The 14,538-nt window shown below is 69.2% G+C and carries 12 protein-coding genes; 8 read left to right on the forward strand and 4 right to left on the reverse strand.

What is annotated here, in order from left to right; genetic code table 11:
• Positions 1–71 precede the first annotated feature (71 nt).
• Together AAHZ94_RS14195 and AAHZ94_RS14200 are read left to right on the forward strand one after the other, a co-directional pair.
• A complete protein-coding gene (locus AAHZ94_RS14195) occupies positions 72–512 on the forward strand; it encodes an NUDIX hydrolase (protein WP_349993238.1) in 441 nt (146 codons plus the stop codon).
• A gap of 141 nt (positions 513–653) precedes the next feature.
• Positions 654–1,853, forward strand: a complete 1,200-nt coding sequence (locus AAHZ94_RS14200) for an aromatic ring-hydroxylating oxygenase subunit alpha (protein ID WP_349993227.1) — start codon at positions 654–656, stop codon at positions 1,851–1,853.
• A 307-nt stretch (positions 1,854–2,160) separates the two neighbouring features.
• On the opposite strand, the gene AAHZ94_RS14205 is transcribed toward AAHZ94_RS14200, so the two are convergent.
• The gene (locus tag AAHZ94_RS14205) at positions 2,161–2,676 is read right to left on the reverse strand and encodes a GNAT family N-acetyltransferase (RefSeq protein WP_349993228.1); all 516 of its coding nucleotides are present in this window, start codon (positions 2,674–2,676) and stop codon (positions 2,161–2,163) included.
• A gap of 150 nt (positions 2,677–2,826) precedes the next feature.
• The gene (locus AAHZ94_RS14210; RefSeq protein WP_349993229.1) at positions 2,827–3,558 is read right to left on the reverse strand and encodes a creatininase family protein; all 732 of its coding nucleotides are present in this window, start codon (positions 3,556–3,558) and stop codon (positions 2,827–2,829) included.
• A gap of 255 nt (positions 3,559–3,813) precedes the next feature.
• On the opposite strand from AAHZ94_RS14210, the gene AAHZ94_RS14215 reads away from it, so the two are divergent.
• The gene (locus AAHZ94_RS14215; RefSeq protein ID WP_349993230.1) at positions 3,814–4,848 is read left to right on the forward strand and encodes an NAD-dependent epimerase/dehydratase family protein; all 1,035 of its coding nucleotides are present in this window, start codon (positions 3,814–3,816) and stop codon (positions 4,846–4,848) included.
• Here AAHZ94_RS14215 and AAHZ94_RS14220 read toward each other — a convergent pair whose 3' ends face one another.
• Positions 4,849–5,868, reverse strand: coding sequence for an NsdA family TPR-like regulatory protein (locus tag AAHZ94_RS14220; protein WP_349993231.1), 1,020 nt, complete (start codon positions 5,866–5,868; stop codon positions 4,849–4,851).
• A 968-nt stretch (positions 5,869–6,836) separates the two neighbouring features.
• Here AAHZ94_RS14220 and AAHZ94_RS14225 point away from each other — a divergent pair.
• The 3 genes from AAHZ94_RS14225 to AAHZ94_RS14235 all read left to right on the forward strand — a co-directional run bounded on the left by AAHZ94_RS14225 (position 6,837) and on the right by AAHZ94_RS14235 (position 9,183).
• Positions 6,837–7,082 (forward strand): MvdC/MvdD family ATP grasp protein, encoded by a 246-nt coding sequence (locus AAHZ94_RS14225; protein WP_349993232.1) that lies wholly within the window; start codon positions 6,837–6,839, stop codon positions 7,080–7,082.
• Positions 7,079–8,212 carry a methyltransferase domain-containing protein gene (locus AAHZ94_RS14230; RefSeq protein WP_349993233.1) on the forward strand — a complete coding sequence of 378 codons (1,134 nt, stop codon included), beginning with the start codon at positions 7,079–7,081 and terminating at the stop codon, positions 8,210–8,212. The genes AAHZ94_RS14225 and AAHZ94_RS14230 overlap by 4 nt, the downstream gene beginning before the upstream one ends.
• Before the next feature lie 302 nt (positions 8,213–8,514).
• Complete coding sequence (locus AAHZ94_RS14235; protein WP_349993234.1) at positions 8,515–9,183, forward strand: hypothetical protein; 669 nt, start codon at positions 8,515–8,517, stop codon at positions 9,181–9,183.
• A gap of 489 nt (positions 9,184–9,672) precedes the next feature.
• On the opposite strand, the gene AAHZ94_RS14240 is transcribed toward AAHZ94_RS14235, so the two are convergent.
• On the reverse strand, positions 9,673–10,830 hold the full coding sequence (locus tag AAHZ94_RS14240; RefSeq protein WP_349993235.1) for a M4 family metallopeptidase: 1,158 nt from the start codon (positions 10,828–10,830) through the stop codon (positions 9,673–9,675).
• Between the two features lie 299 nt (positions 10,831–11,129).
• Here AAHZ94_RS14240 and leuA point away from each other — a divergent pair, with 299 nt between their 5' ends.
• Both leuA and AAHZ94_RS14250 read left to right on the forward strand, forming a co-directional pair.
• Positions 11,130–12,980: a 2-isopropylmalate synthase gene (gene leuA, locus AAHZ94_RS14245; protein ID WP_349993236.1), complete on the forward strand. Its 1,851-nt coding sequence runs from the start codon at positions 11,130–11,132 to the stop codon at positions 12,978–12,980.
• A gap of 559 nt (positions 12,981–13,539) precedes the next feature.
• Positions 13,540–14,262, forward strand: a complete 723-nt coding sequence (locus AAHZ94_RS14250) for a TerB family tellurite resistance protein (protein ID WP_349993237.1) — start codon at positions 13,540–13,542, stop codon at positions 14,260–14,262.
• Positions 14,263–14,538: the final 276 nt, after the last annotated feature.

Below are 14,538 nucleotides of genomic sequence, written 5' to 3' on the forward strand. Positions count from 1 at the left end.
CCCGGGCACCCGGTACGCCCCGTGGACGTGGCGCGGCCGACCGGTCCGCCCCCGCCGCGCCGCAGTCCCCGATCCGCGCGGCGGGCTGCGTCCTGTGGCGCCGCTCGCCGCACGGGCCCGGCCGCGAGATCGCCCTCGTCCACAGACCGCGTTATAACGACTGGTCATATCCAAAAGGCAAGCTCAAGCGGGGCGAGGACGCGCTGCGCGGCGCCCTGCGCGAGGTGGCCGAGGAGACGGGCATGGACTGCATCCCCGGCGCACCCCTGCCCAGCGCCCACTACGAGGTGGCCGGCCGCCCCAAGGAAGTCCGCTACTGGGCGGCGGAGGCTCTGGACGACCCGTTCGTCCCCAACCGAGAGGTGGACCGCCTCATCTGGCTCCCACCCCCGGCCGCCCGCGCCCGCCTGACGCAGGAGCGGGACCGGGAGCTGGTGGACGCGCTGGTGGAGCTGTTTGCGGCGGGGGCGGAGGGGGCCGGGGGAGGCGTGGGGGGTACGGGGGCGGGCTGAGCCACCACCGGCGGGCAGGCACCTTCCCACGAGGGCCCAGCCCCGGGACGGGCGCGCGTCCAGGGACGGGCGCACGTCGCGCAGCAGTTCATCACCCGTCCGGGGCAGCGCATACGGATCGTCACATCATCGTGCGCACCCTTGCGCGCTCTTCGAGTCGTCAAGGCGCTCCGCCCGCCCGGCGTGCACGCCAACGCGCTGGGCAGTGACCACCGACAGATGTCGGAGGGTGACGAAAGGACGCATATGGCGCTGCGTGGTGGGGGCGGTTCGCGACAGGACCGGACGGTTTCCCCGTTGGCACAGGTGCAGCAGGAACCGCGGCTGCCGTACCCGGACGGCTGGTTCGCCGTGGCGACCAGCGACGAGGTGCCGCCCGGCAAAGTGGTCACCCGGCGCCTGGCCGGCGCTGACGTGGTGCTCTACCGGACCCGCGGCGGGCGACTGCGGGCCATCGGTCCTTACTGCCCGCACCTGGGCGCCCACCTGGGACACGGCGGACGGGTGGACGGCGAGGAACTCGTCTGCCCCTTCCACCACTTCCGCTTCGACGACCAGGGCAGATGCGTGGCCACCGGGTACGGCACCCCGCCCCCCAAGGCCCGGCTGACGGCGGTGGAGTGCCGGGAGTTGGACGACATGATCTTCGTCTGGCGCCACTCTCAGGGCGAGCCGCCCTCGTGGGAGATCGAGCCGCTGCCCCCGGCGGGCTTCGCCAAGCCGTACTGCGGCCGGCACGTGCGGTTGGACCACCCGCAGGAGGTCGTCGAGAACATCGTGGACTACGGCCACTTCTACCCGATCCACGGATACGCTCTTGAGGTCATCGAGGAGCCCACGTTCGAGGCCGAGCGGCTCCAGACCGTCACCCGGCTGCGTTCCGAGCGCTCCCGCTTCAAGGTGGCCTCCACCACCCCCGCCTCGAAGGTGCTCATTCAGGGCCTTGGGGTGGTCCGGGCCCAGATCGACAGCGAACAGTTCGGCGGCTTCCGCGCCCGGGCATGGTTCTGCATCACGCCCGTGGACCCACTGCGGGTGGAGATCCGTTCCTCGGTGGCCCTGCGCTTCGAGAACCGCCTGGCCCACCGCCTGGCCCCGACCATCGCGCGCGCGTACGTGCGGGCGGCTTGGCGCGACACCAGCGAGGACGTCCCGATCTGGGAGCACAAGGTCTACCTGGAACGCCCGCGCCTGGCGAAGGGCGACGGCCCGATCATGCCGTTCCGCCGCTGGGCCAGCCAGTTCTACACCGAACCGCACCCGGCGCTCGTGCGGCCCGAGCGGGGGCCGCGGCGCAGGACGGCCCGGCTCGAAGGGGACCTCGCTGGCGAGGGGAGCTGACGGACGACTCCGGGCGGCGGGCCCCCCCCCCCCCCCCCCCCCCGGGGGGGGGGCCCCCCCCCCCCGCCCCCCCCCCCGCCCGGGGGGGGGGGGGGGGGGGGGGGGGGCCGCCCCCCCCCCGGGGGGGGCCCCCCCCCCCCCCCCCCCCGGGGGGGGGGGGCCCCCCCCCCCCCCGTCCGCTCCGGCGCGCTGCTGTCTGGCGGTGCCGGGGCCCGGGCGGGCGAAACGCCGAGTCGGGGGTTTGCGGTGGAACCACCGACAGAAAATCACCGACAGAAGACCACCGGCAGGCGACCACCGGCAGGTGCTAGCCGCGCAGCCGCTTGACCAGCACGGCGAAGACCGGCGAGTCATCGAACGGCTTCTGCTCATCGGCCTTCGCGTACCCCCAACTCTCGTAGAGTGCCTGCACCTTGGGGTGCGCCGTGTCCACGAGGAGCGTCGCGACGTCGTTGCCGCGGCTGCTGACGACGGCGTCGTGCAGGCGGCCCGAGATGCCGGTCTTCCGGGCTTCCTGCATGACCAGCAGCTCTGAGAACCCGAAGACCGTGGCATCCGGCTCCACCGCGGCGGGTCGCTCGGACCCTTTCCACCACCCGCCGGGGCCGAAGGGCGAGCCGTACGCGAAACCGACCGGGGTGCCATCGGTGAAGCTGACCGCACAGGACCACTCGTCCTTGCCGCTCCAGTGGTCGTAGAACTCACCGAAACGCTCACGCGAGTGGAACGTGTCGCCTTCTTCGCCGTACACGGCGTCGTGCAGGTCGAGAATCATCTCCCGAATGCGGGCGGCATCTGCGTGCGAGTACAGCTTCATTTCCATGCTTCGGCCCTTTCTGCCCATTCTTGGATGTGGGGGTCTGTGGAGTGCGTTGAGTTGATGATGGCGCGCACTTCTTCGAGGGTGGTGGAGTTCCGGGCCAACTCGACATCCCTTGCCCGGCGATACGGGCCGCGGCCCGCATCCCCAGGGCTACGAATCGCGCCCGGCGACGTTCGTGGTGATCGCTTGGAGATGGGCGCCGGCCGATTGGGAGAGGCTGTCGAGCAATGCCTTGCCCTTGGCGGGGGTGGCGAGTGATGGCTGACCGATCACGCCATTGGTGGTGTATTCGGCCATGCCGAGGGTGAGCAAGAACGGCCGGTTCGGGGCGGAGTGGTCGTCTTCTTCGATGCCGTCGTGGACGAGGTTCGGTGCGCCGTGCAGGAGGAGCGAGACTTCGAATTCACCCCCGTGCATGTCCTCGGCGCCACTGCTCTCCAAGCCCGCGTCGGATCGGGCTTGGTCGCGGTCCTCGGGGACGGGGAAGAGTGCGACCCGTGGGCCGGCGACGTTGAGTTCCTGAACGACGTTGGACAGTACGTAGTTGCCTCCGTGCCCATTGACGACGATCAGGCCGGGTACGCCGGACGCCTTGAGCGACTGCCAGATGTCGTTGACCATCGCGTACAGAGTCGTCGCGCTGATGCTCACGGTCCCTGGCATCGGGGCGTGTTCGTGGGAACAGGCGATCGTGATGGGCGGCAGGAGGAAGAGGCCGTGGTCGTCAGCTACGCGGCGGGCTATCAGACAGGCGATCGCCGTATCGGTGATCAGCGGTAGATGCTCGCCATGCTGTTCAAAGCTCCCGACAGGGAGGACGGCAACGACGGGGCCCCTGCGACGCTCGTCGCCGGTTGTGGCTCGCGTGATCAGGTCATCCATGGCCCGAGCATCCCTCACCGTCTGAGTTCAGACCGATCTGTCTGCTTGGCGAATTGGCCACTGGTGAAGGCACCTGCGGACTTCGACGTGACAGCCTACGGGCCGAAGGCATAATTCGGCCCTTGTCACCCACGGGCAAGACCGGGGCTCGGTGGACGCGCGACCGGAGCCCCTTGCGGCAGGCGAGGGCGCGGGGAAGGCGCTACCCGGAAGCTGGTCTTTCCTCCTGCTGGGCGGCACGGCAGGATCGCTGTCATGAGGATTCTTGTGCTGGGCGGGAGTTGGTTTCTTGGCCGGGCAGTCGCACAGGCCGCGATAGACCGCGGGTGGGAAGCGACGGTCTTCAATCGGGGGCGTTCCGGTGTCGCGCCCGCGGAGGCCCAAACGGTCCGCGGAGACCGGACCGTAGGCGCTGATCTGGCGCGGTTGGCGGGTGAAGGGCCCTGGGACGGCGTAGTGGACACTTCCGCTTCCGAGCTGGCTCCGCGTGATGTTCTCGCCGGCTCTCGCGCCTTGGAGCCGGTTGCTGGGCGGTACGTGTACGTCTCGACGGTGAACGCCTATCGCGGTTGGCCGAGCGAGGCCCTTACCGAGGACTCGGAACTCCTCGACGGCCCGCCAGATGCGGACGCCGAATACGGTCGACTTCCGGAGGGTTGGGACGGCCCGGACTGGTACTACGGCCGACAAAAGGCGGGCGCCGAGCGCGCCGCCCGCGCGGCCTTCGGTGAGGACCGCACGGCGATCTTGCGACCGGGCGTCATCCTCGGCCCCGGCGAATATGTCGGCCGGCTCCCGTGGTGGCTGCGGCGGTCCACCCGCGGCGGTCAGATGCTTGCGCCGGGCGCCCCGGACAAGTCCATTCAGCCCGTCGACGTACGGGATGTGGCGACCTTCGCGCTCGACCGGGCCGTTGCCGGCCACGGCGGCGCGTACAACTGTGTCGCGCCCATCGGTCGGGAGACGATGAGCGGATTCCTCACCGCCTGCGTGCTCGCCACCGGCGGGGGAGCACAACTGGTGTGGGCGCCCGATCGCATACTGCTGGACCACGGTGTCCAGCAGTGGACAGAGCTGCCTCTGTGGCGAACCCATCCGGGTGTGTGGAACATCGAGTCAACGCGGGCACAGGAAGCTGGGCTGGTGTGTCGTCCGCTGTCCGAGACCGTGAATGACACGTGGACGTGGCTTCGTGAGGGAGGCGTACCAGTGGAGCACCCGCGGTGGGCCAAACACGGAATCACTCCGGAGAAAGAGAGCCAAATTCTGGCGGAGCTCAGCCGGGCGTGATCAGGCTTCGATGGCTAGGGTGCTCTGGGAGCCGAGCCGGCCCGGGGACAAGGCGCTGAACTCTTCGATCTGCGCGGCCAGAGACAACGCAGCCGACGAGCCCCGGAAATCGGGGCTCGTCAGTTCGATGCGAGCGGCAGCCATCCGTTCCACCATGACTGAACTGCGCCAACTAGCCGGAACTTGAAGGACGGGTTCTAGTGCTTCTTGTGCGCCTTCCACCTGGCCACTCATCAGCCGTGCGCGGGCAAGGTCGATGGCTGCCGGCCCTGACACCACAATTGGTGCCTCTGATTCCGGGCGGTCCTGGAGAAGCCTAAGAGCCTGCGTGGCGAACCGCTCCGCTCCCTCAGCATCTCGTAGGAGTAGGCAGGTCGTGGCGTGGCTCATGGCGATACGAGCCTCATCGAATCCAAACTGGCCGCTGATATCGTCGTGCAACTCATCTCGTCGGCCACTGGTCTGTTCCTGCGTTGCCACGATGAAGCGCCGCGCCTGGGTGCTGTCACGGAGGTGGCCGTGTGCGCGGGCTTCAATGCTGTACAGCCGGCGAAGAGCAGTGTCCCCCAACCCCCCAAATCCCTGGGCTGTGTTCGCAAACCGCACGGCGTCACTGGGCCGCCCGTCCCAGAACGCCATGAGCGCCAACGTCCCATAGGCGTACGCCTGAATCGGACCGTGCCCAATCGTCTTGCCGTATTGCGCGGCAGACCTTGCGAAAGAAACCGCCGGCCTCAGCCCTCCCATGTCGAAAGAGGTAGAGGCTAAGAGCACGCTCGCCTGTGCGGCGGCATAGTAGAGGTCGGTGTGTTGGCCTGGGCACCGCGTACGTTCAAGGTTCACTTGCGCTTGCTGAAGCAGGTTTCGAGCTTCTTGGAATACTTCGGCCGGGGGCCTGTGCCCGTACCGGCGGGCTAGCTGTATCAGATCGTCCTGGAGTTGTTCGAGGGTCAGTTCGTCCACACGCAGCGCGGCTGTTTCGCCGGAGTGCGAAGCAGCGTCCCGAGCGGTCATCAGCATGTCACTTTCGTAGATCACGGGCGATGTGGGGGCACAAGCGGAGCAGTCCTGCCCGACCATCGATTCGCTGATGGCCGGGCGAAGCAGTGCCGCGATAGGCCGCTGAAAGAGGCGTTCTAACACGCAAGCGGTAGGGCCGTGTGGTGCTGTCTTGACGCCCCCGACACGTAACAGGCGTTCGTAGTGTCGCGCCCCCGGAGGCGGTGCTACTTCACGACCTTCCCCCTGTAGTTGCTGAGCGACGCCCGTGTACGCCGCAGTGAAGGCCCGGTAAGGGCGGATGCCTCGTTCAGTGGCGAGCTGAAACATCAGAGTGCGCTGGGCTTCGTCCATGTTCCCTTCCAAGAAAAGCCTTTGTCTCCCATGGGATACCACTTCGGCTACTTCACGGAACCGCACTTCCGTGAGAAGGCGGACAGAAGTCGTAGCAGCGTCACCGTGTCACTCGAAAGGTCAGTCAGAAGTCATACCCACGACATAGCCATGAGCATCCCCGCCGCACAACGCTATGTACCCACGCCGCCACGGGAGAGGAGGGCCGCTCACCGGTTCCTCGGCCGGCCGACTGAGCTTGAAGCCAACTTCTACGGAGAGGACGACATGCGCGTGGACGCCCCACCGTGCCACACAGCTGAGGTTCCCAAGAGGGGGGTTACCCTGCCCGCGGACTCTGTGGGAGACCATGCAACTCCCAAAGATAATAGGGTAGTTAACCCACCTCAGTCCGGTTCGCCGCTACCTGGCGACGTGCTCAAGTGGCCCCCCTGCCGGTGCGGCAACAAGGAGCGTTGCCCGGAACTCCGGCCCAAGCCCGCCAGGCCCCTGAACCTGTTCGGCTCCTCCGTGGACCAGTTGGAGTGAGCGGCGAGGCCGGGCGCCGCTCCGTAAACCCCCGCTCCCCGCAGGTGCAGCCCTGCGTGCCCCCACGCGCATGCGGCCCTGCGGGGAGCGGGTCCTAAAACTGACCCATGCCTTGGTTCGGCGACAGCCTCACGTACGGCCCATGCTCCGTGCCGGACAAAGTCCACGACGGCGTACGCAAGCTCATGCACGAATTCGGTCTCCGCTACGCCGCACTGGACTTCCTCGTTAACAAGCACGGGCACTGGTACCTCGTTGACGTCAACCCCAACGGCCAGTGGGCCTTCGTCCCGTTTCTCCGCGAACGCATCACCCACGCCATCGCCGACCTTCTGGAGCGACCCACACCATGACCACCGCACCGCCCTCCACCGCAGACCTGCGCCGCATCATGGTCGAACGACTCACCAGCCAAGGAGCGCTGCGTACCGAAGGTTGGCGCTCGGCCTTTGCCGAGATTCCGCGGGAAGCCTTCGTACCTGCCGAATTCACCGTGCGCGCCAAGGGCCGCAAGCACCTCTACGCCGAGGACGACCCGAACCGCTTGGCGGTGATCTATTCGGACGCCTCCCTGCTCACCCAGTTCGACGCGGCCGGAACGGCCACCAGTTCTTCCACCCAGCCCTGGCTCATGGCCAGCATGCTCGAATCGCTGGACGTCGAGTCCCATCACAAGGTGCTGGAAGTGGGGCTCGGAACCGGTTACAACGCCGCGCTCCTGTGCCACCGGCTCGACCCCGGCCAGGTCTTCTCCCTCGACATCGACCCCGAATTGGTCCGCGCCGCAGCCACCCGCGTACACGGACTCGGTTATTTCCCCACCATGACCGCCGGTGACGGACGGAACGGTCTGCTCGATCACGCCCCTTACGATCGGCTGATCGCCACCTTCGGCGTCGGGCGCATTCCCGCAGCCTGGTGCCAACAGGTCGTGCCCGGTGGGTTGATCGTGGCCAACGTCGGGCTTGGCATCGCCCGCCTGCTCGTCGCCGAGGACCACACTGCCCGGGGGCGATTCCACGCCTACCCCGCCTCGTTCATGACCGCTCGCGACGCGCCGGACGTGGTGAGCACCACCGCGCAGCAACTCACTGCACAATTCACCACCGCACAGGGCAAGGGCCGCACCGTCGAAGTCCCCGCGGACTTGAACGGCGGCATCCCGCAGTTCCTCAGTGCCCTTCTCCAACCTTCCGTGGTCAATTTCTCCTACATCGACTCCGCCGAACGCCAGGTGCACTGCATCCACGACCCGGCCACCCAGTCATGGGCCCGCATCACCATGCTCGACGTTCGGTTGGCGCGCCTCGATCACGACGGGCCCCGAGAGCTGTGGAATGAGCGGGCAGCCCTGCTCAACGAATGGGTGGAACAAGGCCGGCCGGGCCTGGACCGCTACGGCCTGACCGTGACCCCCGAAGGCGAACACACTCTCTGGCTCGACTCCGCCACCAACCCGCGCTGGCCCCTCCGCGTCGCCTGACGTCCGCCCCCGCGGAATCGCTCGACTTATCCCAGCGCCCGCCTTTTCGACGCGCTGCCCCGGCCCCGTACGAGTGCGGCAATGAGAAATCCCTGCCCGTAGCTCCGGCCCAAGCCTGCCTGCCCGTCCGGTCGGCTTCGTACGGCCCTTTCGCTGACCAGACGGATCGAGCGGCCCGGCGGCCCGCGCGGAGTGAGCGGCGGGGCAGGGCGCCGTTCCGTAAACCCCCGCTCCTCGCAGGTGTAGCCCTGCGTGCCCCCATGCGCATGCGGCCTTGCGGGGGGCGGGTCCCAATCTGACCCATGCCTTGGTTCGATGAGGTGAACCCACCCATGCCTGAAATGAGCTTCGCTCAAGAGTTGCGTCGTATTGCTGGGCTCGTGCGTTTCGATGAGGGTGAGTATCGGGGGCGGGCGATAGCGGATATTCCGTGGTTGGTGTGTGCCATGCAGGAGAGCGTTGCGTGGACCTGGTTTCCCCGTCTCGTGCAGACCGAATTGGTCGAGGCGTGTGAGCTGAGTGCTCGGCTCATCCTTTCCGGTCGGGAAGGCGACAGGCTCGCGCGGTGGGTGTTGGCGCAGGCAATGGACCGGGCGGCCGGTATCTGCGAAAAGCACGAACCGCGTACGTTCGGACTCTGGACGCCGGTGACGGAGCGCGCGGCGGACTCGGCGACGGGGGCCGCCGCTGACCTCGCGGAGGCCGGGCCGCCGCAGGGCCCGCCGGCCGTTGCGGAGGGGGCGGGCGTGCGGGAGCTGCCCTCCATCGAGGAACTGTTGAACGTGGCCATGTCGCCGGGCGGGGCCGTGCGGCCCGTGGATTGCCTGCCGTGCTCCCGGTTGAAGGGGCTGCTGGATGACGCGTTGCATGCGCATCCGGCCCCGGCCGTGGCGCAGGTCGTCGATGCCATGCAGGTGCACATGGTGCTGGGGCACGGCGTGCAGCCGCCGCCCGCGGCCCAGCCGTCTTGAGACGCACGCCCTGCCTCACAGGCCACACCGTCACCACCATGGCCACCGTCACCACCATGGCCACCGTCACCCACCGATGGGTCCACTGCCGACGACCCTGTTAAGGGAAGAGGCGGGCGCAGCGCCTGGGGCGGTCGCGGCCCCTTCTGGTGCCGGCTGAGGCAGGGGCTCGGGCCCTCCCCGGAGCGGTCGAAGCGGGCCGCCGGGCCCGTTCCGGGCGGTGGCCGATGCCCGTGAGCGGTCGTTGTGCCTGGTCAGCGGGGTGTGGACGCTTCGCCGATGATTGCTCTTGCATTAGCCCGCGTCTGCAACTATTGTCTATGCATGTAAGGCGCGCCTGCATCTAAAGAGGTGCAGGCGCATCCCGGACGCCCGGTGTCCGGTTGTCTCTGCACGCTCGTGTCGGGGGGGGGGGGGGCCCCCCGGGGGGGGGGGGGGGGGGGGGCGGCGCGGGCCCCCCCGGCCCGGGTCCGCCCGCGCCCGAGCGTCTCAGGCGCCGGTCGGCACGCCCACCCGCGACCAGGCCTTCTCCAGAGCCCGCTGTTCGTCGCCCGCCCCGAACCGGGACTCGGCGGCGGCCAGCGTCAGCCGCGCGAAGTCCGCGAAGTCGGCGTCCGACGCGAGTTCGCCGCCGGTCAGCACGTCGTACCAGACCTGCCCCGCACGCTCCCAGGCCGGGCCGCCGAGATCGGTCGCGGCCAGGTAGAAGGCGTGGTTGGGGATGCCCGAGTTGATGTGCACACCGCCGTTGTCGTCGCCGGTGCGCACGTAGTCGTCCATCGTCGCCGGCTGCGGGTCCTTGCCGAGCACGTCATCGTCGTACGCGGTGCCCGGCGCCTTCATCGAACGCAGCGCCACCCCGGTGACCCGGTCGGTCAGCAGCTCGGCCCCGATCAGCCAATCGGCCTGGTCGGCGGTCTGTCCCAGCGCGTACTGCTTGATCAGCGAGCCGAAGACGTCCGAGATCGACTCGTTGAGCGCGCCCGACTGGCTGAAGTACTCCAGATTGGCCGTGTACTGGGTGACGCCGTGCGTGAGTTCGTGGCCGATGACGTCGAGCGGCAGCGTGAAGTCGCGGAAGACCTCGCCGTCACCGTCGCCGAAGACCATGCGTTCGCCGTCCCAGAACGCGTTCCCGTAGTCCTGGCCGTAGTGCACGGTGGCGTCCAGCGGCAGCCCGCTGCCGTCGATCGAGCTGCGGCCGTAGACCTTCAGGTACAGGTCGAAGGTGGCGCCGAGCCCCGCGTAGGCGCGGTTGACGCTGGCGTCCCTGCCGGGCTCCTCGCCCTCGGCGCGGACCTGCTCGCCGGGCAGCTCCTCCCGGTTGCCGGCGTCGTAGATGGTCCGCTGCGGCTGGTCGGACGGCTGCCGGCCGGTCGCCGTGGCGCGCACGCCGCGCACCGTGGTGATGCGCCGCCTGGTCCGCTGGAGGGCGTCCCGCTCCAGGGTGCGGCGGGCCGGCTCGTGGAGCGCCGGGTCCTCCGCCCTGGCCAGCTTGTCCAGGACGTGCGGCGGGACGATGGTGCAGAAGACGCCGGCCCGAGCTGCGGCCGGTCGGTCGGACCGCTGTGCGGCCGGACGGTCGGTGGGGGGTGCGCCCGCCGGTGCGGCGGGGGACCGGTGCTGGTGGGTGCGTGAGTCGTCCATGGGAGGCAATGTGGCACCGGCCCCGGGCGCTGTCATGACTGGCCGAGGGGATTACCAAAAACGAGTGGTTGACCCCGGCGGGCGTGTGACGGCCCACCATCCCGCATAGTGATACGGGGTACGGCATTCTCTCGCTGCTCGGTTACGCTGCTCCACATCATGCGTTTTGGGCTGCTTCTCCTTAGCTGCCGCGGCGAGGGCCTGTAGTCGTAGGCCGACCCCCTCCCCGCGGAGTTCGGTGATGCGGACGTTCCGCCCCGTCGGCCGGCCCCAGCGGACCCCGAGGAGCCCCGCGCACCATGTCGAACGCATCGAACCCGCCGCACGCCGCGACCAGCACCGCCCCCGCCAGCGCCGCAGCGGGTGACCGGCCCGCCGGCGCCCCGCGCCCCGTCGGCCGCCCCACCCCGCTGACCGCCGCCACCCGCACCCAGCAGCCGTCCGCCCTGCCCGTCCACCGCTACCGCCCGTACGAGGCCGTGGACATCCCCGACCGGACCTGGCCGGAGCGGCGCATCACGGCCGCCCCCCGCTGGCTCTCCACCGACCTGCGGGACGGCAACCAGGCGCTGATCGACCCCATGTCGCCGGCCCGTAAGCGGGAGATGTTCGACCTGCTGGTGCGCATGGGCTACAAGGAGATCGAGGTCGGCTTCCCCTCATCGGGGCAGACCGACTTCGACTTCGTCCGCTCGATCATCGAGGAGGACGCGATCCCCGATGACGTGACGATCTCCGTCCTCACCCAGGGCCGCGAAGAGCTGATCGAACGCACCGTGGAGTCGCTGCGCGGCGCCCACCGCGCCACCGTGCACCTGTACAACGCGACCGCGCCGGTCTTCCGCCGGGTGGTCTTCCGCGGCAGCCGCGAGCAGGTCAAGCAGATCGCGGTGGACGGCACCCGGCTGGTCGTCGAGTACGCCGAGAAGATCCTCGGCGACGACACCGTCTTCGGCTACCAGTACAGCCCGGAGATCTTCACCGACACCGAACTGGACTTCGCGCTGGAGGTCTGCGAGGGCGTCATGGACGTCTGGCAACCCGAGGACGGCCGCGAGATCATCCTCAACCTGCCCGCCACGGTCGAACGCTCCACGCCCAGCACGCACGCCGACCGCTTCGAGTGGATGAGCCGCAACCTGTCCCGGCGCGCGTACATCTGCCTGTCCACCCATCCGCACAACGACCGCGGCACCGCCGTCGCCGCCGCCGAACTGGCCGTCATGGCGGGCGCGGACCGGGTGGAGGGCTGCCTGTTCGGCCAGGGCGAGCGGACCGGCAACGTGGACCTGGTGACCCTCGGCATGAACCTGTTCAGCCAGGGCGTGGACCCGCAGATCGACTTCTCGCAGATCGACGAGGTCCGCAGGACCGCCGAGTACTGCAACCAGATGGAGGTCCACCCCCGCCACCCGTACGCGGGCGACCTCGTCTACACCGCCTTCTCCGGCTCCCACCAGGACGCCATCAAGAAGGGCTTCGAGGCCATGGAGGCCACCGCGGCCGAGCGCGGCACCACGGTGGACGACCTGGTCTGGGAGGTCCCGTACCTGCCCATCGACCCCAAGGACGTGGGCCGCTCGTACGAGGCGGTCATCCGGGTCAACTCGCAGTCCGGCAAGGGCGGCGTCGCTTACGTCCTGAAGAACGACCACAAACTGGATCTGCCGCGCCGGATGCAGATCGAGTTCTCGAAGATCATCCAGACCAAGACCGACGCCGAGGGCGGCGAGGTCACCCCGGACCAGATCTGGGCCGTCTTCCAGGACGAGTACCTGCCCACCGAGCCCGGCTCCGACCAGCGCCCGTGGGGCCGCATCCAACTCCGCAACGGCCAGAGCACGACCGACAAGGACGGCACCGACACGCTGACCGTCGAGGCGGTCGTGGACGGCACCCCGACCGCGCTCACCGGCTCGGGCAACGGCCCCATCTCCGCGTTCTTCCACGCACTCCAGTCCATCGGCATCGACGTACGCCTGCTGGACTACCAGGAGCACACGATGAGCGAGGGCGCCAGCGCCCAGGCCGCCTCCTACATCGAGTGCGCCATCGACGGAAAGGTCCTGTGGGGCATCGGCATCGACGCCAACACCACGCGCGCCTCGCTCAAGGCGGTCGTCTCGGCCGTCAACCGCGCGGCCCGCTGACCACACTCCGCGTCCCCGACCGGGCTGGATTCCGGCCGGGGACGCGTTGTTTTCGGGGTTTTCGGGCGGTACGTGGTCGGGGGACGTGCCGGGTGGTGGCGCGTCGTGGGCGTGGTGCGGTGGGCGTGGTGCTGTGCGGTAGGGGGCCCGGGGCGGGGCGTTGGAACAGGGTGACTTGGAGCGGGGCGGCTCGGGGTGCGCGCGCCGGCGCGCAGTGGGGTGCGGCTGGGTGGGGTCGGCCTGGCCGGCGGGGGCGCGAAGCTCACTGCCCTCGCCGGTACGTGGGAATTCTCGGCCGATTCCCGGCCCCGCGCCCCGCACCGCGGCGGAGCCCACCCCGCCGTTTCGGCAGGCGAGGCACCCGAGGATGACGCCACGCCCGCGGGACGCTCCGGGGAGTAACAACAGTTGTCTCCGTACGGGGTACTGACGCCGCGTCTCAGATGTGGCTAACATCACGTCGAGGCGGCGGCTCTGCTTGCAGATGTGTAACAAAAGTGCAGAGGCGTGGTGAAGCAACGCAACGGAGCGATGCGAAGCGTCAGGGAGGTGCCACGCGATGTACGCGCGAGAGACACGCGAACGGAGCCTGTGCGTCATCGGCGTACGCACTAGTTGGCGCACGGTCGGCGACGGCGAGTTCTTCTGCACCGAATGCGGCGGCGACCGCAACTACCGCCGGCGTACGGGACGTCGCAGAGTCGTCGTGCTCGGCCTGCCCCTGCTGCCGCGCGGGCCCGTGGCACCGGTCGTCGAATGCTCGGCCTGCCGCTCCCGCTACGGCACCGAAGCCCTCGACCACCCCACCACCACCCGGCTGTCGGCCATGCTCAGGGACGCCGTGCACACCGTCGCACTCGCTGTCCTCGCCGCCGGCGGCACCGAGGCGCGCCCGGTGCGCCAGGCAGCGGTCGGCGCGGTGCGCGCCGCCGGGTACGCGGACTGCGACGAAGAACAACTACTCGACCTGATCGCCGCATTGGCCGCCGACACCGGACGGCTGCCCGGCATCCAGGGCGACGAGGACGCCCTCGCCTTCGGCCTGGGCGACCCGAGCACGGCACTCGCCATCGAACTGCACGAGGCGCTGGAGCCGTTAGCCCCCCACCTGGCCCCCGCGGGCCGTGAAAGCATCCTGCTCCAGGGCGCCCGCATCGCCCTGGCCGACGGCGCCTACTGCCCGGCCGAGCGCGCCGTCTTGGAGACGGTCGGCCGCGCCCTCTCCCTCGACCCCGACGACACGGCACGACTGCTGCTCGCCGCCTCCCACGCCGCGTCCTGACCGACCGCGATCCCGCGGCTCTTTCTTTGTGGCGGCCGTCTGCCATTGTGGCCGTCTGCATTCGACTCCTGTCTGTGACTGCCCGTTTGAGGCTTCTGCTTGTGGCTTCTTGGTTGTGACTGTCCGTCTGTAATTGCCCATCGGCGACTGCTTGTCCGCGACTTCCCCGCCTGCGGTCGCCTCGTCGCTCGTTGCTCGTTAGCGGTGGCTGGTGGCTGGTGGCTGGTGGCTGGTGGCTGGTGGCTGGTGGCTGGTGGGTGATGAGTGATGGGGGGT

This window comes from Streptomyces sp. HSW2009 (assembly GCF_040240285.1).
Classification (GTDB): Bacteria; Actinomycetota; Actinomycetes; order Streptomycetales; family Streptomycetaceae; genus Streptomyces.